This is a genomic window from Streptomyces sp. NPDC048496 (genome assembly GCF_043200055.1).
Lineage (GTDB): Bacteria > Actinomycetota > Actinomycetes > Streptomycetales > Streptomycetaceae > Streptomyces.
On the sequence record NZ_JBICXB010000018.1, the window covers coordinates 53,549 to 72,003 of the forward strand.

Genomic DNA, 18,455 nt, shown 5'->3' on the forward strand with positions numbered 1-18,455 from the left:
TGGCATACGTGGGCGCTGACGTACCGACGACGCCTTCCGGGACGGGAGTCCTTCGATGACGGAACAGACCGAGCGCTCCGATGCCGGGGCCGCGCCTTCGGCCCCCCTCGGCGAGATCGTCCCGCCGCGCCCCCTCGGTGAGGTGCGGGTCTGGCCCGCCGGCTTCGCCGACCGGCTCACCGCCCCGCTCCCGGGTGTCAGGGGCATGCACAGATTGGCCCGTGAGCGCGCCATGCGGCCCAACGCGGAGGGGCTGCGCGGCATCCACCGGCTGCCGTACGCCCCCGAACCGCTGCCCGCCACCGACGCGGGCACGACCTCCGTCACCTGGGCCGGGCATGCCAGCTGGATCATCCGCACCGGCGGGCTGACCATCCTCACCGACCCCGTCTGGTCCCGCCGCATCCTCGGCACACCCGCCAGGATCACGCCCATCGGTGTCCGCTGGGAGGACCTGCCGCCCGTCGACGCGGTCGTCATCAGCCACAACCACTACGACCATCTCGACGCCCCCACCCTGCGCAGGCTGCCGCGCGACACCCCGCTGTTCGTCCCCGCCGGGCTCGGCCAGTGGTGCCGTCGCCGCGGCTTCTCCTGCGTCACCGAGCTCGACTGGTGGGAGTCGGCGGTGCTGCGCGGCGTCCGTTTCGACTTCGTGCCCTCCCATCACTGGTCCAAGCGGACCCTCACCGACACCTGCCGCTCCCTGTGGGGCGGCTGGGTCGTCAGCGCCATCGACGGCGGCGACGGGCCGCGGGTCTATTTCGCCGGGGACAGCGGCTACGGGCACTGGTTCACGGAGATCGGCCGCCGCCACCCCGGGATCGATCTGGCCCTGCTGCCGATCGGGGCCTACGAACCGCGCTGGTGGCTCGGCGACGTGCACACCGACCCGGAAGAGGCCGTGCAGGCGTACGAGGATCTCGGCGCCCGCGCGATGGCGCCGATGCACTGGGCGACGTTCCTGCTCTCCGCGGAGCCCGTACTCGAACCGCTCATCCGGCTCCGTACCGCCTGGCAGCGCGCCGGACATCCGCGCGAACACCTGTGGGACCTGCCGATCGGTGGCTCCCGGCTGCTGGACGGGAGCCATGCCCCGCAGACACCCCGCACCCCGCAGAAGCACCGCACCCCGCACACCCCCCGGGCGCCCCGGGGCGTCAGTGGCTGAACCGGGCCCGCATCCTGCGCCACACCGCGGGAGAACCACTGATCAGCAGCGTCAGACCGACCGCCACGACCACGCCCTGCCACGGCTCCGGGAACAGCGAACCGCCCAGAATGCCGATCAGCTGATACGTCGCCGCCCACGCCAGACAGGCCGGTATGTCCCCCCGCGCGAACCTCCGCAGCGGCATGCGCCCCAGCAGACACGCCAGCATCACCGGAATCCGCCCGGCCGGCACCAGCCGCGACAGCACCAGCACCACCGCGCCGTGCTCGTCCAGCTTCTGCTGCGCCTGCGCAAGCCGCTCCGGCGCCGCCCGGGCACTGATCGCCCTCAGCCACTTCGAGCCGTTCTTCGACCGCACCCCGCGCTGCCCCAGCCAGTACAGACAGATGTCCCCGAGGAACGCCGCCGCCGACGCCACCCCGAACACCACCAGCAGCGCGAACGGGTCCGTCTGGTGGAACGCCACCACGGCCGCCGAACTCACCAGCGCCCCAGTCGGCACCACCGGCACCAATGCACCCAGCGCCACCAGCAGAAACAGGGACGGATAGCCGACGGCCTGCTGCGTCGACTCAGGGGGCAACTGCCCCACGACCTCCGGGATCACCTGGCGGCCTCCGGCCGCACATGCTCGCCGTGGTTCAGCCGGTGCACCGCCACGTCCGGCGCCAGCAGCGCCGCCTTCCGGACGAACTCGTCACCCGGTGAGTGGAACTCGTGCGGCCGGACCCCGTCCATTCCGATCGGCCAGTACGTGCCGTAGTGCACCGGCACGGCCGAGCGCGGCACCAGCCGGGCCAGCGCCTGCGCGGCGCGGCCCGCGTCCAGATGCGTGCGGTCGAGATACGGGCCCCAGCCGCCGACCGGCAGCAGCGCCACATCCACCGGGCCGACCGCCTCCGCCATGCCGTCGAACAGCCCGGTGTCCCCGGCGAAGTACGTGCGGGCCTCGCCCTCGACGACATAGCCCAGGGCGGGGGAGCGGTGCGGACCCACCGGGAGCCGCCGGCCGTCGTGCTGCGCGGGGACGGCCCGCACCAGTAGCTCACCGACGCGCACCTCGTCCCCCGCAGCCACCTCGGTGATCCGCAGCCCGCGCACGCGGCGCAGCGTCCGCAGCCCCGGTACGGAACGGACGGCGCCCACCGGCACGATCAGCCGGGTGCCGGGGGCGAGACGGGCCAGCGACGGCAGATGCAGGTGGTCGGAGTGCAGATGGGAGACGAGGACGACGTCCGCGACGGTGGCCTCGGGGCCCGGGAGCGCACCCCGGCGACGGCGCAGATGCGCGAAGCGGCGTACGAAGAGGGGGTCGGTCAGGACGCGGACTCCGGAGTCCTCGATGGTGCAGGTGGCATGACCCCACCAGGTGACTTCCACCGGCACCGTCTGTCTCCCGTCCTTCGTGGCTCGCTGTTCCGGTCCCTTGAGCGTAGTGCCGGAGCGGGTGGGGGAGGATGCGTCCGGCCGCTGGACCGGAGAGGCTCCCTCAGTCCGTCAGCGCCCCCGCTGCCGCCCGGCGCCGGGGGCGCATGTGTGTGCCGGCACGTACTTCTCCCGCCCTGACATGTGCCTTTTTGTACGGGAGTCGGAGGGGTAGGGTCGCCCTTACGCCTAGCACGGGGGGAACGCCCATGGAGGACGTACGGGTGGCGGCCATCGCCAGTCTCACGCCGCTTGAGGAGCTCGACAGCGACCCGTTCCTGGTGGACACGCGCAGCCAGCACGCCATGTGCGCCCGCTGGGCCGCGGACAAGGGCTATGTCGTCACGCGGCAGTTGCGGTTCTACGGGCTGCGCCCCGACCACCACGCTCTGTGGGCGGATGTCGACGACGGCGATGTCCAACTCTTCGTGGCGCCCAACGACCGGGTGCTCGCCCGGGCACTCACCTCGGTGCCGGAGTTCGCCGCGGAGTGCGAGCGGCGAGGCGTACGCCTGGAGTTCGCCGGTTACGACGAGCCTTCGTACAGCTCCCGTACGAAGGCGAGCGTGCACCGCAGGCTCTCCATGCCGACCGCCGGATACGACGGCTGCTGACCGTCGCCCGTCCCGGGCTCCGTGCCGTGCGAACCTGCTGTGAAAGGCTGGGGCGGGGTCCGGAACGGCAGGGCCCGGACGTGTGAGGTGGGAACGGCGTGGTTGACGGGCGATGGCGTACGGCCGGAAGCGCCCTGATGCGAGTGATCGTGGTGTGGGGCGTCTCGACCCTCACCATGCTGGTGCTCGCCGGGATTCTGCCCGATTTCCAGCTCCAGTCGGACAACGGCGACAGCTTCACCAAGATCGCGTTCACCGCCGCCTGGGGCGCCGGCGCGTTCGGTCTGCTCTCCGCGCTGGTCTGGCCGGTCCTCGTGCGGGCCCTGCTCATCGTGCCCGCCTTCGTCCTCGGGATGCTGGTCTTCTTCCTCAACGGCTCGCTGCTGCTCGTCGCCCTGCGACTCATACCGGACGGGCGCGGCGCAGCCAACCCGGAGACCGCGGTCGTCGTCGCCGCCGTGATGTCCGCCGTCGCCTCCGCGACCTCCACCGCACTCGCCGTCCGCGACGACAACGCCTACCGCCGCAGGCTCTCCCGCCTCGCCGACCGGCGCCGCCGTCGCAGCGGCGGTGACGGCGGCCGCAGCGGACCGCCGGGCACGGTCTTCATCCAGCTCGACGGCGTCGGCCACGATGTCCTCGCGCGGGCCGCCGCGGGCGGTCTGATGCCCACCGTCGCGCACTGGCTCGCCGATGGGTCGGGCCACCGGCTCACCCCGTGGCGCACCGACTGGTCCAGCCAGACCGGCGCCAGCCAGCTGGGCATCCTGCACGGCAGCAACTTCGACATCCCCGCCTTCCGCTGGTACGAGAAGGAGACCGGCGACGTCATGGTCTCCAGCAGACCCGCGAGCGCCCTCGAACTGCAGCGCCGCGCCATCGTGCGCACCCGTGACGGCGGGCTGCTCACCCTCGACGGCGCCAGCCGCGGAAACCTCTTCAGCGGTGGCGCCGACCAGCTCGCCCTCGTCCTGTCGATGGCTGCCCGGCGTGGCAAGGGGCGCCGCTCCCGGGCCGGTTACTTCGCGTACTTCTCCGACCCGGCCAACGCCGTCCGTACCGCCCTGTCGTTCGTCGCCGAGGTCGGCCGGGAGATCGGCCAGTCGACCCGGGCGTGGATCCGGAAGGACGGACCCCGGATCAAGCGCGGCGGGCTCTACCCCTTCATCCGTGCCTTCGCGACCGTCGTCGAGCGTGACGTGGTGGTCGCGGCGCTCATGGGGGACATGTTCGCCGGACGCACCGCCGTCTACGCCGACCTCGTCGCGTACGACGAAGTGGCGCACCACTCCGGGCCCCACAGCCGCGACGCGGACAAGGTCCTCGCGCGCCTGGACCGTTCCCTCGCCCTGATCGTCAAGGTCGCCGAACACACCCCTCGCCGTTACCGGATCGTGCTGCTCTCCGACCACGGACAGAGCCCGGGGGAGACCTTCGCCGGGGCGTACGGGCTGACGCTCAAGGACCTGGTGCGGGCGGGCTGCGGGCTGCCCGTGCCCCGGCGGGCGCAGCGTACGAAGAGCGGCTCGGAGGCGCGGGACGCGGTACGGATCGCCCTGCACCGGCCCGTCGAGGAAGGCGAGGCGGAACTCGCCGCGACCCCGTCCGACCCGGTCGTCCTCGCCTCCGGCAATCTCGGCCTGATCTCCTTCCCCGACATCGACGGGCGCGCGAGCCGCGAACAGCTCGACCGCCGCCATCCCGCGCTGCTGAGCACCCTCGCCAACCACCCCGGCATCGGCTTCCTGCTGGTCCGCAGCGAACTGCACGGATCGGTGGTGCTGGGGCGTGGCGGCGCACAGACACCGGTGTCGGAACTGGCGGACGGGGAAGGCGTGCTGGAGCCGTTCGGCCCGGGCGCGGCGGACGCGGTGCGGCGCACCGACACCTTCCCGCATGTCGCCGATGTGATGGTCAACTCGATGTACGACCCCACCACGGGCTGTGTGCACGCCTTCGAGGAACAGATCGGCTCCCACGGCGGGCTGGGAGGTGAGCAGTCCCGGCCGTTCCTGCTCCACCCGCGCACCATGTCGGAGCCGGTGACCTCCCGCATATCGGCGGGGCCGGGTGCGGACGGTGCGGAGCTGGTGGGGGCCGAGCAGGTGCACGAGGTGCTGCGGCGCTGGCTGCAGGAGTGTTCCGGACCGCAGGTACCACTGACTCCGGACGACGCCGCTGATTCCGGCGGGGCGGACGGGACGGCGGCGGCCGGCTGAGGAGCATTGTCAGTGGTGGGCGGCAGGATGGTGCCCATGACGAACTCAGCTGTTGTGCTCGCCGATGCCGCCTCCTACGCCGCCGCGGTCGAAGAAGCGTCGGCGGCCGCCGCCGCGTACTACGCCGCGGGCGAGAGCACGCTCGACGACGACGCGTACGACCGGCTGGTGCGCGGGATCGCCGTATATGAGGAGGAGCACCCGCAGGACGTGCTGGCCGCCTCGCCGACCGGCAAGGTGGCCGGCGGCGCCGCGGGCGGGGACGTGCCGCACACGGTGCCGATGCTCTCCCTGGACAACGTGTTCTCCGCCGAGCAGTTCGCCACCTGGACGGCGTCCCTGGAGCGCCGGATCGGCAGACCGGTCGCCGCGTGGAGCGTGGAGCCCAAGCTCGACGGGCTCGCGGTCGCCGCCCGCTACCGGTCGGGCCGCCTGGAGCGCCTGATCACCCGGGGTGACGGCACGGCGGGCGAGGACGTGTCGCATGCGGTCGGCACCGTCGTCGGGCTCCCGGAGCAGCTCGGCGAGCCGGTGACGATAGAGGTCCGCGGCGAGATCCTGATGACGAACGAACAGTTCGAGCAGGCCAACACGGCCCGCACCGAGCACGGCGGCGACCCTTTCGCCAACCCGAGGAACGGCGCGGCGGGCACCCTCCGCGCCAAGGACCGCCCCTACACGGTCGAGATGACGTTCTTCGCGTACGGCGCCCTGCCGCTGCCCGAGTCCGGCGAGCTGACCGACACGCTGGCCGGACTCCCGCACAGCGAAGTCCTCAGGTACGTCGCCGGGCTCGGCGTGCACACCGCGGCCGACTCGGACGTGGCGCCGCGCACCGTCACCACGGCCTGGGAGGTGCAGGCCCGGGTCGAGGAAATCGCCGCGCTGCGCGCCTCGTTGCCGTTCGGTATCGACGGCATCGTGATCAAGGCCGATCTCGCGGCCGACCAGCGCGAGGCCGGTTCGGGCACCCGGGCGCCGCGCTGGGCCATCGCGTACAAGCTCCCGGCCGTCGAGAAGGTCACCCGGCTCCTCGGCGTCGAGTGGAACGTCGGCAGGACCGGCATCATCGCCCCGCGCGCCGTGCTGGAACCCGTCGAGATCGACGGATCGACGGTCAGTTACGCCACACTGCACAACCCCGCCGACATCACCCGCCGCGATCTGCGCCTGGGCGACCGGGTGATGGTCTACAAGGCCGGCGACATCATCCCCCGCATCGAGGCGCCGGTCGCCCATCTGCGGACCGGCGACGAGCAGCCCATCGTCTTCCCCGCGACATGTCCGCAGTGCGGTTCCGAGATCGACACGAGCGAGCAGCGCTGGCGCTGTGTCCGGGGCCGCGACTGCCGCCTCGTCGCCTCCATCTCGTATGCGGCGGGCCGCGACCAGCTCGACATCGAGGGCCTCGGCTCGACCCGAGTCGTCCAGCTCGTCGATGCCGGGCTGGTCACCGACTTCGCCGATCTCTTCACGCTCGAACGCGAGCAGCTGCTCGGCCTGGAGCGGATGGGCGAGACGAGCACCGACAACCTCCTGGCCGCCATCGAGACGGCGCGTACCCGCCCGCTCTCCCGGGTCTTCTGCGCCCTGGGCGTACGGGGCACGGGGCGTTCCATGTCGCGGCGGATCGCCCGTTACTTCGCCAGCATGGACCGGATCCGCGCCGCCGACGTCGACACGCTGCAGCAGGTCGACGGCATCGGCAAGGAGAAGGCCGCCGGGGTGGTCGCGGAGCTGGTCGAGCTCGCCCCGCTGATCGAGAAGCTGGTCGCCGCCCGGGTCACCATGGTGGAGCCCGGCGCGACGCCGCCGCCGGAGCCGGGCGAGGAGCGCCCGGACGCTGCTGCCGCCGTCGCGGACGGCGAGACGGCTGCCGAACGGCCGCTGGACGGAATGACCGTGGTCGTCACCGGGGCCATGACCGGCGCGCTGGAGAAGCTCTCCCGGAATCAGATGAACGAGCTGATCGAGCGGGCCGGCGGGAAGTCCTCGTCCAGCGTCTCCAAGCGCACCACGCTGCTCGTCGCCGGCGAGAAGGCCGGGTCCAAGCGCACGAAGGCGGAGGACCTCGGCGTGCGGATCGCCGCGCCGGACGAGTTCGCCGAACTGATCGCCGAGTTCCTGCCGTCGGAGGTGTGAGGGGCGCCCCGAGCCCTTGGATTTTGCCTAAGAGTGGCTTTCTTTGCCTTCTTATTGCATAGTGAGGGCTCGGTCCTGCCTCGCTATCGGCGAGCCGATGAATGTGTGAACGGCTGCTGCGGCAGGCCGGGGGATGAGGGACGATGCATTCTCCGCACGACGGACGGCGACACGGCCGGTCCGTCCGCAACGGATACCGCGGTGTCACCCGCGGACTCGCCCTCGACCTCGGCAGTTCCCGCACCCGCGCCTGGATTCCCGGACTCGGCATCGTCACCGACGCCGCGACCACCGACGATACCGACGGTGGGCGCGGTCACGGCCGTCCGGTCCGGCGCGGGCGCATCGTCGACCCCGAGTCCTGCGGCCGGATGCTCAGCCGCATCGCCGACACGGCACTGGGCGCCGACCGCAGCGAGACCCTGATCGTCCTCAGCCACCCGGTCCTCGCCGGGCCCGAACACCGCGCCGAGGCGCGGGAGCTCCTCGCCGCACTCGGGCCGACGAGCATCATCGTGCTGAACAGCGCCAGGGCCGCCGCCGCATACGCCGGGCCGCAGGACGGCGGCCCGCTGCTCGTCGTCGACATCGGCGCCGAGCTGACCGAGGTCACCCTCCTGGTCGACGGAATGGTCCGGGACGCCCGTGAGGCCGAGACCGGACTCAGCGACCTCGGACCCGCCGAGCCGCCCACCGCCGTCGTCCGCACCGCACTGGACATGATCATGGAGATGTGGCAGCAGGACCGGCACGGCGCGGTCCTCGGAGCCCTGCGCAAGGGCCCGTTGCTCGCCGGAGGCGGTGCCCTGCGCCCCGACATCACCAACCGGATCGCGGTCCGCCTCGGGGTTCCGGTGCGGCTCGCCGATGACCCGGCCACCACGGTGGTCCGCGGCGCGGGGCTGATCCTCAGCTCCGCGCTCCGGCACGCCGCCGCGGCACCGGCCCTGCCCGGCCCGGCGAGGTGACCCCCTTCCCGGGGCCGCCCCCGGGGAACACACCCCCGAGAGGGCGCCCGGACAGCCCGGCACACCGTACGGCGCGCCGAGGGCGCGCGACAGCGGCCCGTCAGACCCTGGTCGTGTTTCTCCTCGTCGTGCTCACCGTCGTCGGCGGCGCGTCCGCGGCCGTCGCGGCCGCCGGAGCCGTAACCCCGCCACGCTCCCTGTCCGGTCCGTCGCCCGCCGCCGCGCACACGGCCGTCGTTCCGCCGTCCGCCCAGCACACCGATCGGACCGCCCGCCCCGGCCACCCGCACGACACCCGGCGGACCCGCACGGCGACCGGCCACGTCCGCACAGTTCTCCCGGCCGTTCCCCGCCCCTGGGTCGCCACCGACCACATCCGCATCCAGCACCAGCTCCCGCCGCCCGGCCCCGGCGGCGCCCTGCTGCCGGGGACTCCCGGCATCCTCGTACCGCTTCCGGCTCGGCAACGGGCCCCGGACACCCCCTCCTTCGCAGCCGATTCCCTCCGCGTGGCGCTCCCCGGCGTACGCGGCCCTCCGAGGACGGACCGTTCCCCCGGCCACCGTTCTGCTCGACAGACCTGACGCCGCGCCCTCGCCGAGGCGAGTGCGGCCGGCGTCCCTCTCGGAGGATTTCCATGACTCGCGCCACCACGGTGCGAGCGGTTCTGGCTGCGGCCGTGCTGCTCGTCTCCGTGCTCATCACGCTGACCATGTCGCCCAGACTCGGCCTCGATCTTCAGGGCGGCACCAGGATGGTGCTCCAGGCCAAGGACTCCGCCACCACGAAGGCGGACCGGGAGAGCACCGACCGAACCCTTGAGGTGCTCCGCCAGCGCATCGACTCGCTCGGCGTCGCCGAACCGACCCTGACCCGGTCCGGAGAGGACCGGATCATCGTCGAACTGCCCGACGTCCAGGACCCGCGAAAGGCCGCCGAAGTCATCGGCAGGACCGCCCAGCTCAGCTTCCACGCCGTCCAGGGCCCCGGCACGGAACAGGAGAACGGGAAGTCCGCCGGGCTGACGCTGCCCGACGAGAAGGGCCGCCCTCTCGCCCTCGGCCCGGCCCGGCTGACCGGCGCGGGTGTCAAGGACGCCGGGGCCTCCTTCGACGCCCAGCAGGGCGCCGGCTGGACCGTTGCTCTCGACTTCCACAAGGGTGCGGGCCGGGACTGGACCCGGCTGACCGGCGAAGCCGCCTGTCATCCCGTTCAGGACGATCGGCGGCGGGTCGCGATCGTCCTCGACGACCAGGTGATCTCCTCGCCCCAGGTCGCCCCGTCCGTCGGCTGCAACATCGGCCTTCCGTCCGGCTCCACACAGATCACCGGCTCCTTCGGCGCCGACGAGGCCCGCGATCTCGCGCTGCTCATCAAGGGCGGCGCGCTGCCCCTTCCCGTCGAGATCGTCGAACAGCGGACCGTCGGTCCGACGCTCGGCGCCGCCGCCATCGACGCCAGCGCCCAAGCCGCCCTCATCGGCGCCGCCGCCACCGCCCTCTTCATCACGTTCGTCTACCGGCTCTTCGGCGCCCTCGCCGCGGTGGCCCTGGCCGCGTACGGAGTCATCTCGTACGCCGCGCTGGTCGCTCTCGGCGTCACCCTCACCCTCCCCGGACTCGCCGGATTCGTCCTCGCCATCGGGATGGCGGTCGACGCGAACGTGCTGGTCTTCGAACGCGCCAGGGAGGAGTACGCGGAACGTCCCGGCCGCTCCCTGCGCTCCGCGATGACCGCCGGCTTCCGTAACGCCTGGAGCGCGGTCGCCGACTCCAACGTGACCACCCTGATCGCGGCCGGTCTGCTCTTCTTCCTCGGCTCGGGACCGGTCAAGGGCTTCGGAGTCACGCTCGCCATCGGTGTTCTCGCGTCGATGTTCTCGGCGCTCGTCATCGCTCGCGCCCTCACCGAGATCGCGTCCCGCTCGCGGTTCGTCAGCGACTACCGGGGCGTCAACGGCATCGCCCGCCCCGGCCGTGTACGGACCTGGCTGACCCGCCGTGATCCGCAGCTGTTCCGGTCCCCCCGCCGCTGGCTGCTGATCTCCACGGCGCTGATCGCCGTCGCGGTCCTCGGTATCGTCGTACGGGGTGTCAATCTGGGCGTGGAGTTCACCGGAGGCCGGCTCGTCGAGTACTCCACCAGCCGGCCCGTCGACGTGGAGACCGCCCGCACTGCCCTGGCCGGCGCGGGGTTCGGCGACGCCGAGGTCACCACAGCAGGCGCGGGCGACCTCTCCGTACGTACCGGGGACCTCAGCAACGACGAGGAGCACACCCTGCGTGCCGCCCTTGCCGAAGAGGGCGGCGACACCACCAAGGTCCGCGACGAACTCATCGGCCCCAGCCTCGGCGACGAACTGCGGCGCAACGCGCTGATCGCGCTCGCCATCGCCGTCCTCGTGCAACTCGCGTATCTGGCGGTCCGGTTCCGCTGGACGTTCGCCCTGGCATCGGTCGCCGCGCTCGTCCACGACGTCATCGTTCTGGTCGGCGCGTTCGCCTGGCTCGGCCGCACCGTCGACGGCATCTTCCTGGCCGCACTCCTCACCGTCATCGGCTACTCCGTCAATGACTCGGTGGTCGTCTTCGACCGGGTTCGCGAACTGTGGGCGAAGGCGCGCCGGGTACCCGTGGCGACCGTCGCCAACCGCGCCGTCCTGCAGACCGTTCCCAGAACCGTCAACACCGGCATGGGCGCCCTCTTCATCCTGGCCGCCCTCGCCGTGCTGGGCGGCGACTCCCTCGCGGACTTCGCGCTCGCCCTGCTCATCGGTATCTGCGTCGGCACGTACTCCTCGGTCATGACCGCCGTACCGGTCGCACTCACCCTGGAGAAGAGCAGCAAGGCCCCGCCGCCCGCCCGCAAGCGGGCCCCGGGGCGCACGTCCGACGCGAGGACGAAACGCCGGGACCCGCTCGACAACGGGGCGCGCGTGTAACCGCTTCGCGCTCCCGCAGCATGTGCCGCCCCCGCCCCGCCCACCGGGGCGGGGGCGGCACATGTCGCGGCTCCCTCGCCAAGGGGTGACGCACCGGACGCGGGCCGTCAGGACGGGAGCGACCTCAGATACGCGGCGGTCTCCTGATCGGCGGGCAGAAACGTCTCGATCGCCAATTCGGCGACCGTCACATCCATCGGCGTATTGAATGTCGCGATGGAGGCGACGAACGAGAGCACCCGCCCGTCGTGCTCGATCACCATCGGCAGCGCGAACGACAGTGCCGACGGCGGTTCCGCCGGCTCGTCCTGCCCATCGGCGCTCTCCGGCAGGGGGTAGGCGGCGACCTCCTCGTACAGCTCACGCAGCTCCGCCGAACGGGCCAGCGCGATCTGACGTTCCATCTGCGCCAGTAGGTCGGCCCGCCACTCCCGAAGATTACGGATCCTCGGAGCCAGACCCTCCGGGTGGAGGGTGAGCCGCATGGCGTTGAGCGGAGGTGCGAGCAGGTGCTCCGCCACCCCCTCCAGCATCATGGCGATACCCCGATTGGCGGCCACCACGTTATACGTCCCGTCGACGACGAGCGCCGGATACGGGTCGTAGCCCCGCAACAGCTGTTCCATGCCCTCGCGCAGCGCGCCCATCGCGGGATCGTCGAGAGCGGTCTCCGCGTAACGGGGCGCATAACCGGCCACCACCAGCAGGGCATTGCGTTCCCTGACCGGCACATCGAGATGCTCGGCCAGCCGAAGGATCATCTCCTCGCTGGGACGGGAACGGCCCGTCTCGATGAAGGAGATGTGGCGGGCCGAGGAGTCCGCGCGCAGCGCCAGCTCCAGCTGGCTCAGTCGGCGCTGCTCCCGCCAGCTGCGCAGCAGTGGCCCTACCCCCGTGTCAAGCGCGACAGTTGTCATACGGAGACCGTAACGTCACCGGCACCGCCCATCGACAACCGACCTTGTGAGGGAGCCGCACCATGGCCGCCGAACCGCTGTCGCAGAAAGAGATCGAGGACCGGCTGCGCGAGCTGCCCGGCTGGGCGCTGGAGGGAGACCGGATCACCCGCAGTTACCGGTTCCGCTCGCACTTCGCCGCCGCCGGACTCACCATCCATGTCGCGCAGATCCAGGAGGAGCTGAACCACCACTCCGATCTGACGCTCGGCTACAACACCGTCTCCCTGTCGGTGAACACGCACGACGCGGGCGGGGTGGTCACCGAGAACGACATGGAACTTGCCGCGCGCGTGGAGGCGATCGCCGCGGGGCACGGCGCGGCGTGACGGAGCGGGGGCGCCGCGGCGGGCTGGGCGACCCCGACGCGGCGGCCGCCTTGGTGAGGCTACCGGTGTCGGCGATGGCACGTACGGTCCGCAGCCGACGTAACTCCAGCTTCATGAAGGCAAGTTATGTGGCCTGGGCGAACCGGCAATACACCGCTGTCCTCATCTGTTCAGCGGGGCGGTTGCCCTACGATCGCCCTCATGCTGGATTACAACGCTGAGGCAGCTGCATACGACGCGACGCGCGGCGGCGTGCCCCGGGCCGAGGCCGCGGCCCGCGCGCTGCTCGGGCTGGTCCCGGAGTCCGCCCGCACGCTGCTGGACATCGGCTGCGGTACGGGACTGGTCACCGAGCGGATGGCGCTGGCCCGGCCCGCACTGCGGGTGCTGGGCACCGATGCCTCGTACGGCATGGCGCGGTTCGCGCGGCGACGGATCGGCGCCGTGGCGCTGGCCGACGCACGGCGGCTGCCGCTGCCCGCCGCCGCGGTCGACGCCGTGGGCACCGTCTGGCTGCTGCATCTGCTGCGGGGGGCGGGTGACGTGCGGGCGGTGGTGTCCGAGGCGGCACGGGTGCTGCGGCCCGGCGGTGTGTTCGTCACCACGGTCGACAAGGACGCGGCGCACGACGTGGGCAGCGACATCGACGAGCTGTTCGTCCCGTACCTGCGCCCGAGCCCATCCGACCCCGAGGAACTGGTCGTCGCGTACGGCGCGGAGGCCGGGCTCGATGTGGTGGGGGAGAACCGATTCCTCGGACACGGACAGGGGCGGACGCCGCGGAGTGCCGCGCGTGCTGTGCGTGCCGGCTACTTCGTCTCGCGTCTGGAGCTGCCGGGGGCGGCGGCGGACGAGCTGGCGGCGGCGCTCCTGGCGCTGCCCGAGCCGGACCGGCCGCGCCCCGAGCCGGAGTACCGGCTGCTGGCGTTCCGGCGCAGGGGTTGGGGAGTAATTGCCCAACTTTAACAGGTTCAGGCAACCCTCTGCGGGCGGGCTGCCTGAACCTGCCCGACAGGGGTTCGCCCGTATCCCGCGCGTCATCGGGGCGCGCAGGCCGCATCGGGTCGCCCGCGTCAGCCGGGGATCCAGCAGATGACCTCCTTACGTCGCCGTCCAGGACCCGTCCTCCGCGGCCTCCCGCGCGAACGTGCCGAAGTCCTTCGGAGCCCGTCCCAGCACGCGCTCCACCCCATCCGTCGTCCTCGCGTTGTGACCGTCCAGCAGTGTCGTGAACAGCTCGGCCAGGAAGCCCGCTTCAGGGGCCGGCATGCCGAACTCCTCCAGAGCCGCCGCGTACTGAGGCTCCGTCACCGAGACGTACCGCACCTCGCGCCCCACGGCCAGCGTGATCTCCGACGCCACCTCGTCGAAGGTCAGCAGCCGAGGTCCGGTCAGTTCGTGCACCAGGCCCCCATGACCCTCCTCGGTGAGCGCGGCGACCACCACATCGGCCAGATCGTCGGCGTCGACGAACGGCTCAGCGGTCCCGCCCGCCGGGAACACCACCTCACCGCCGAACACCCCGTCCAGCAGCACGCCCTCGCTGAAGTTCTGCGCGAAGAACGCCGACCGTACGACGGTGAGCGTTGCCCCGGCCGCCGCCCCCCGCAGCTTCTCCTCCGCCACCACCGCCTGTGGTTCACCCCGCCCGGAGAGCAGCACCAGCCGGTGCACCCCGTTCTCCACCGCGATCCGCCCGAAGGCCGCCATCGCCTCCGGGGCACCGGGCGCCGCCAGATCGGGGTAGTACGCGACGTACGCGGCATCCACGCCCCGCAGGGCGGGCGCCCAGCTCGACTCGTCCGCCCAGTCGAAGCGGACCTCGCCACCGCGCGAGCCGGCCCGTACCGGCACTCCGCGGGCGGCGAGCCGCTCCACCACCCGGCGGCCCGTCTTTCCCGTACCGCTCGTCACCAACACTGTCTCGCGCTTCACGTTCTCCGTGTTCCGTGTCATGACTCAATCGTCGCGGGGAGGCTCCGCCCGGACCATGCGCGAACCGCTCAACCCCCTACGCGTACGTCTACGCTGCTGACCATGGACGCACTCGCCGGACTGCTCGACGGACCACGTGCCAGGGGCGCCTTCCTGCTGCGCATGGTGATGGAACCGCCCTGGTCCGTACGGATCGAGGACCGGGCACCGCTCTGTCTGATGTCCATGACCCACGGCGAGGCCTGGATCGTCCCCGCAGGCGCGACGGACCCGGTGCTGCTGCGGCCCGGTGACATCGCCATCGCCCGCGGCCCGGAGCCGTACACCGTCGCCGACATCCCCGGCACCGCGCCGCACGCCCGGATCGGCCCCGGCGGCGCCTGTAGCACCCTGCGCGGCGAGCCGCTCTCGGAGTCCATGCAGCTGGGGGTACGCACCTGGGGCAACGCGGCCGACGGCGCGGCGAACATGCTCATTGGCACCTACCTGCTGGAGGGCGAGATCAGCAGGCGGCTCCTCGACGCCCTTCCCCCGCTGCTCCTCCTGCCCTCCGACACCCGAAGCGACCCCCTGCTGACGCTGCTCGACGCCGAGATATCCCGGGACGAGCCGGGCCAGAGCGTGGTCCTCGACCGGCTGCTCGATCTGCTGCTCATCGCCGTACTGCGCAGCTGGTTCTCCCGGCCCGGGGCCGAGGGACCGGCCTGGTACCGGGCGATGGGCGACCCGGTCGTCGGACAGGCGCTACGGCTGCTGCAGAACGAACCGGCGCACCCCTGGACAGTCGCCGCACTGGCCGCCCGGACCGGAGTCTCGCGGGCCGGACTCGCCCGCCGCTTCACCGAACTGGTGGGGGAGCCACCGATGGCGTACCTGACCGGCTGGCGCCTGGCCGTCGCCGCGGATCTGCTGCGGGAGACGGACGCCACCGTGGAGGCGGTGGCCCGGAAGGTCGGCTACAGCGGGTCGTTCGCCTTCAGCACCGCCTTCAAACGCGGCCGCGGCGTCAGCCCCCAGGAGTACCGGAGAGGCCACGGCTTGCCGAACCGGCAACAAAGTTCGCCACCTGCGTGAGGTCCGGCGAGGCTTGGCCGCATGACGAAGCACGCCGATCACGGCCCTCATCACGGCAGCACCCACGGCCGGCACGACCGTACCGGGCACGGCCACCACGACGACATCACCGACCCCGACTGGGACGTCATGGGTCCGCAGCTGGAGCGGAACGGCGAGCTCAGCAGCCCCCAGTACGCGGCGGCGGCCCACTGGATCGCCGGACTGTCCACCGCCCCGCAGGTACGCAGGGTCCTCGACATCGGCAGCGGACCCGGCGTGATCTCCTGCCTGCTCGCCGAGGAGTTCCCCGAGGCCGAAGTCGTCGCCGTGGACGGCACTCCGGCGCTCCTGGAGCGCACCCGGGCCCGCGCCCAACGCCTCGGACTCGGCGATCGCGTCCGTACCCTGCACGCCGAAATCCCCGACGAGCTGGCCAAGTTGGGAGAGGCTGACCTGATCTGGGCGGGCAACGCCCTGCATCACATGGGAGACCAGCGCGCCGTCCTCGCCGGCTTCGCCGGACTGCTGCGCCCCGGCGGAACCGTCGCCCTCGTCGAGGGCGGACTGGCGCCCCGTCAGCTTCCGCGCGACATCGGCATCGGCCGGCCCGGCCTGGAGGCCAGGCTTGACGCGATCACCGCGGAGTGGTTCGAGGAGATGCGGGCGGCACTCCCGGACACCACGCGGGAGATCGAGGACTGGAGCGCCCTGTTCACCGCGGTGGGGCTGGCCCCACAGGGTACTCGCAGTTTCCTGCTCGACCTGCCCGCACCTGTCTCCGGCCAGGCGCGTGACCATGTCATCGCCGAATTCGCCCGCCGCCGCGAGATGTTCGCCGGGGAGCTCGCCGCCGACGACCTCGCCACACTCGACCGGCTGCTCGACCCCGAGGACCCGGCCGGACTGCACCACCGCCCCGACGTCTTCCTGCTGACTGCGCGCACGGTCCACCTGGCCCGACGCGCCTAGCCTCCGCGTTCACCGGCGGCGGCGTCCGGATCTTGAGCGGAAAGGTGAAGGTGCCTTCTGAGCTGGGACGACAGGGCTTGCCCAAGGCTTCTGTCGTTCCAGCAGGAAGGCACTTTCTGCGTGCACACTGCCGGGTGGCGTCCCAAGCTCGTCGTTTCGGCCGATGGTCGCGGGGTGGTCAGTCAGGCCGCGTTGCGCGCAGCCCGGGCCACGGCCCCGGATGCCGCTCGGCTTCAGGCTGTCAGGACCCGGACGGGGATACCGGCCTCGCGGGCCGGCGGGCGCGATCTGCCTGACCAGGTCCTGGACATCGACGCCAGACGGGGCTACTTCTGGACGCTGAGTCTCAGCCCCTGCTGATACGGCACACCGGCTTCCGGGCCCTTCTCGTCGGGCCGGAAGCCCTGTCGTCAGAACAAGGAACTCCATTGATCAGCGCGTCTGTCCGGGCACTGCCAGGTGTCGTGTCCCTTTTCCTGGTATTCGCAGTGCTGCTCACCACGCCTGCCGTGCTCATGGCGCGGGCGAAAAAAGCCCCTGTGTTGCACAGCGTGGCAGCAGCAGTCCTCTTCGCGGGTGCGTTCGCAGTGACGTTGACGCCGGGCAGCGTCGGGGACGCGGCCACGAGCATGACGTGCGTCACGGGAACATCCCTGCGCGATGCCTTGCACACCACGCCCGGGCAGCTCAACCTGTTGCTGTTCGCCCCGGGCTGCTTCTTCCTCGTGACAGCGACCCGTCGGCCGATGTCCTCGTTGGCGATCGCCAGTGTCGCCGTCCCCGGAGTGGAGCTCGCGCAGGCGGCTTTCCCGCTGGGCAGGACCTGCACCTACTCCGACATCACTCTCAACTGCACGGGAGCCGCGCTCGGTTTCTCTGCGGGGTTGGTCGTATGGGGGTTCATGGCACGCAGGCCCCCCTTCTCATGGCGTGACTTCGTCCGTGGTGGCAGCGCCGTGGCGGGCTGCCTTCTCGCCATGTTCGCCCTCTTCGGCGCGGTCGCCCCCGTCGAGGGCGCCTCCGAGGGGCTGGGAGTCTCCGTCGCTCAGGACCGCTGGGCGCGCTCAGCTGCCGCCGGCGTGTTCGGGGACCAGGCAAAGGTAGTGCAGGTCCAGCTGCGCCCAAGTGCCCCCAGCGAACCGGCGAAGATCGACGTCACTACCGACCAAGGCGTCCTCAACCTCTCGTGGACCGACCGGAAGATACTCGCCGCAGAGGCGGACGACCACCAGGACGACGGTGGGACTCTGAGCTCTGCGCAGGCCAAGGCCGTTGGCCAGCGCTTCGCATCGCGTTGGTTTCCCGAAGAGGTGAAGGACAGTGTGGTTACCTGGGACCTCCTCGGTGAGGGTATCGGCCCATATACGCTCAGCTACCGCCGGTATCACGACCATGTCCTCATGCCCATGCGGCTGGATATCACTGTTGCCTCTTCGGGCCGGATCATGGCGATCACGGTAAGACCGGCAGAAGACCCCACCGTGCCGAAGCCGGTACTGGACCGTGCTGAGGCCCAGCATCGCGCAGAGGGCTTGACGAACATGGAGAGTGTTGGGGAAACCTTCCTGCTGGCCGAACAGGTCAACGGGACCTGGCGACCCCTCTGGCTGGTGAACGTCGGCAGGAACGGTGAGGCGCACGCAGCTCTCCGAATCGATGCGATCACCGGCCAGCAGGTGCAGCCCGACCCCATCCCTGGCCAGGAAGCTCCCGCTGAGTCGTAAGCA

Annotated in this window: 16 protein-coding genes and 1 pseudogene; 12 read left to right on the forward strand and 5 right to left on the reverse strand. The window is 71.6% G+C overall.

From position 1 onward, the window contains the following. The first annotated feature begins 55 nt into the window (after positions 1 to 55). Positions 56 to 1,171, forward strand: coding sequence for an MBL fold metallo-hydrolase (locus tag ACGFSA_RS18455; protein ID WP_393305404.1), 1,116 nt, complete (start codon positions 56 to 58; stop codon positions 1,169 to 1,171). Here the strand turns inward: ACGFSA_RS18455 and ACGFSA_RS18460 are convergent. Beyond that, entirely contained in the window at positions 1,161 to 1,781 is a 621-nt protein-coding gene (locus tag ACGFSA_RS18460; RefSeq protein ID WP_393305406.1) for a DedA family protein, read from the reverse strand. The genes ACGFSA_RS18455 and ACGFSA_RS18460 overlap by 11 nt on opposite strands. Then, a complete protein-coding gene (locus ACGFSA_RS18465) occupies positions 1,778 to 2,560 on the reverse strand; it encodes an MBL fold metallo-hydrolase (protein ID WP_393305408.1) in 783 nt (260 codons plus the stop codon). The genes ACGFSA_RS18460 and ACGFSA_RS18465 overlap by 4 nt, the downstream gene beginning before the upstream one ends. A 248-nt stretch (positions 2,561 to 2,808) precedes the next feature. Between ACGFSA_RS18465 and ACGFSA_RS18470 the strand changes: the two genes are divergently transcribed. The 6 genes from ACGFSA_RS18470 to secD all read left to right on the forward strand — a co-directional run bounded on the left by ACGFSA_RS18470 (position 2,809) and on the right by secD (position 11,483). After that, positions 2,809 to 3,213, forward strand: coding sequence for a hypothetical protein (locus ACGFSA_RS18470; protein WP_393305410.1), 405 nt, complete (start codon positions 2,809 to 2,811; stop codon positions 3,211 to 3,213). Between the two features lie 137 nt (positions 3,214 to 3,350). After that, positions 3,351 to 5,432, forward strand: coding sequence for an alkaline phosphatase family protein (locus ACGFSA_RS18475; protein ID WP_393305486.1), 2,082 nt, complete (start codon positions 3,351 to 3,353; stop codon positions 5,430 to 5,432). Positions 5,433 to 5,459: 27 nt separating this feature from the next. Beyond that, entirely contained in the window at positions 5,460 to 7,574 is a 2,115-nt protein-coding gene (ligA, locus tag ACGFSA_RS18480; RefSeq protein ID WP_393305488.1) for an NAD-dependent DNA ligase LigA, read from the forward strand. A gap of 143 nt (positions 7,575 to 7,717) precedes the next feature. Then, positions 7,718 to 8,542, forward strand: coding sequence for a rod shape-determining protein (locus ACGFSA_RS18485; RefSeq protein ID WP_393305412.1), 825 nt, complete (start codon positions 7,718 to 7,720; stop codon positions 8,540 to 8,542). Between the two features lie 113 nt (positions 8,543 to 8,655). Continuing rightward, the gene (locus tag ACGFSA_RS18490; protein ID WP_393305414.1) at positions 8,656 to 9,126 is read left to right on the forward strand and encodes a hypothetical protein; all 471 of its coding nucleotides are present in this window, start codon (positions 8,656 to 8,658) and stop codon (positions 9,124 to 9,126) included. Between the two features lie 53 nt (positions 9,127 to 9,179). Beyond that, positions 9,180 to 11,483 carry a protein translocase subunit SecD gene (gene secD, locus ACGFSA_RS18495; protein WP_393305416.1) on the forward strand — a complete coding sequence of 768 codons (2,304 nt, stop codon included), beginning with the start codon at positions 9,180 to 9,182 and terminating at the stop codon, positions 11,481 to 11,483. Between the two features lie 107 nt (positions 11,484 to 11,590). On the opposite strand, the gene ACGFSA_RS18500 is transcribed toward secD, so the two are convergent. Continuing rightward, on the reverse strand, positions 11,591 to 12,400 hold the full coding sequence (locus ACGFSA_RS18500; RefSeq protein WP_393305418.1) for a helix-turn-helix domain-containing protein: 810 nt from the start codon (positions 12,398 to 12,400) through the stop codon (positions 11,591 to 11,593). A 62-nt stretch (positions 12,401 to 12,462) separates the two neighbouring features. On the opposite strand from ACGFSA_RS18500, the gene ACGFSA_RS18505 reads away from it, so the two are divergent. Beyond that, positions 12,463 to 12,768 (forward strand): 4a-hydroxytetrahydrobiopterin dehydratase, encoded by a 306-nt coding sequence (locus tag ACGFSA_RS18505; RefSeq protein WP_393305420.1) that lies wholly within the window; start codon positions 12,463 to 12,465, stop codon positions 12,766 to 12,768. Here ACGFSA_RS18505 and ACGFSA_RS18510 read toward each other — a convergent pair. Further along, positions 12,768 to 12,883, reverse strand: a pseudogene (locus ACGFSA_RS18510) (LysR family transcriptional regulator); the annotation flags it as partial. The gene ACGFSA_RS18505 and the pseudogene ACGFSA_RS18510 overlap by 1 nt on opposite strands. An 86-nt stretch (positions 12,884 to 12,969) precedes the next feature. Here ACGFSA_RS18510 and ACGFSA_RS18515 point away from each other — a divergent pair. Continuing rightward, positions 12,970 to 13,734 carry a class I SAM-dependent methyltransferase gene (locus ACGFSA_RS18515; RefSeq protein ID WP_393305422.1) on the forward strand — a complete coding sequence of 255 codons (765 nt, stop codon included), beginning with the start codon at positions 12,970 to 12,972 and terminating at the stop codon, positions 13,732 to 13,734. A 135-nt stretch (positions 13,735 to 13,869) separates the two neighbouring features. Here ACGFSA_RS18515 and ACGFSA_RS18520 read toward each other — a convergent pair whose 3' ends face one another. Continuing rightward, on the reverse strand, positions 13,870 to 14,724 hold the full coding sequence (locus ACGFSA_RS18520) for an NmrA family transcriptional regulator (protein WP_393305425.1): 855 nt from the start codon (positions 14,722 to 14,724) through the stop codon (positions 13,870 to 13,872). An 81-nt stretch (positions 14,725 to 14,805) separates the two neighbouring features. Here ACGFSA_RS18520 and ACGFSA_RS18525 point away from each other — a divergent pair, with 81 nt between their 5' ends. From ACGFSA_RS18525 to ACGFSA_RS18535, 3 genes are all read left to right on the forward strand, one after another. Then, complete coding sequence (locus ACGFSA_RS18525; RefSeq protein ID WP_393305428.1) at positions 14,806 to 15,777, forward strand: cupin domain-containing protein; 972 nt, start codon at positions 14,806 to 14,808, stop codon at positions 15,775 to 15,777. A 21-nt stretch (positions 15,778 to 15,798) separates the two neighbouring features. Continuing rightward, complete coding sequence (locus ACGFSA_RS18530) at positions 15,799 to 16,728, forward strand: class I SAM-dependent methyltransferase (protein ID WP_393305430.1); 930 nt, start codon at positions 15,799 to 15,801, stop codon at positions 16,726 to 16,728. Positions 16,729 to 17,192: 464 nt separating this feature from the next. Then, positions 17,193 to 18,452, forward strand: a complete 1,260-nt coding sequence (locus ACGFSA_RS18535; RefSeq protein WP_393305432.1) for a VanZ family protein — start codon at positions 17,193 to 17,195, stop codon at positions 18,450 to 18,452. Positions 18,453 to 18,455: the final 3 nt, after the last annotated feature.

Bases quoted from the DNA above. Each gene is read 5' to 3' on its own strand.
- ACGFSA_RS18525 (WP_393305428.1), top strand. From the start codon at position 14,806: ATGGACGCACTCGCCGGACTGCTCGACGGACCACGTGCCAGGGGCGCC.
- ACGFSA_RS18515 (WP_393305422.1), top strand. From the start codon at position 12,970: ATGCTGGATTACAACGCTGAGGCAGCTGCATACGACGCGACGCGCGGC.
- ACGFSA_RS18530 (WP_393305430.1), top strand. From the start codon at position 15,799: ATGACGAAGCACGCCGATCACGGCCCTCATCACGGCAGCACCCACGGC.
- ACGFSA_RS18505 (WP_393305420.1), top strand. From the start codon at position 12,463: ATGGCCGCCGAACCGCTGTCGCAGAAAGAGATCGAGGACCGGCTGCGC.
- ACGFSA_RS18520 (WP_393305425.1), bottom strand. From the start codon at position 14,724: ATGACACGGAACACGGAGAACGTGAAGCGCGAGACAGTGTTGGTGACG.
- ACGFSA_RS18485 (WP_393305412.1), top strand. From the start codon at position 7,718: ATGCATTCTCCGCACGACGGACGGCGACACGGCCGGTCCGTCCGCAAC.
- ACGFSA_RS18475 (WP_393305486.1), top strand. From the start codon at position 3,351: ATGCGAGTGATCGTGGTGTGGGGCGTCTCGACCCTCACCATGCTGGTG.
- ACGFSA_RS18470 (WP_393305410.1), top strand. From the start codon at position 2,809: ATGGAGGACGTACGGGTGGCGGCCATCGCCAGTCTCACGCCGCTTGAG.
- secD (WP_393305416.1), top strand. From the start codon at position 9,180: ATGACTCGCGCCACCACGGTGCGAGCGGTTCTGGCTGCGGCCGTGCTG.
- ACGFSA_RS18500 (WP_393305418.1), bottom strand. From the start codon at position 12,400: ATGACAACTGTCGCGCTTGACACGGGGGTAGGGCCACTGCTGCGCAGC.
- ACGFSA_RS18455 (WP_393305404.1), top strand. From the start codon at position 56: ATGACGGAACAGACCGAGCGCTCCGATGCCGGGGCCGCGCCTTCGGCC.
- ligA (WP_393305488.1), top strand. From the start codon at position 5,460: ATGGTGCCCATGACGAACTCAGCTGTTGTGCTCGCCGATGCCGCCTCC.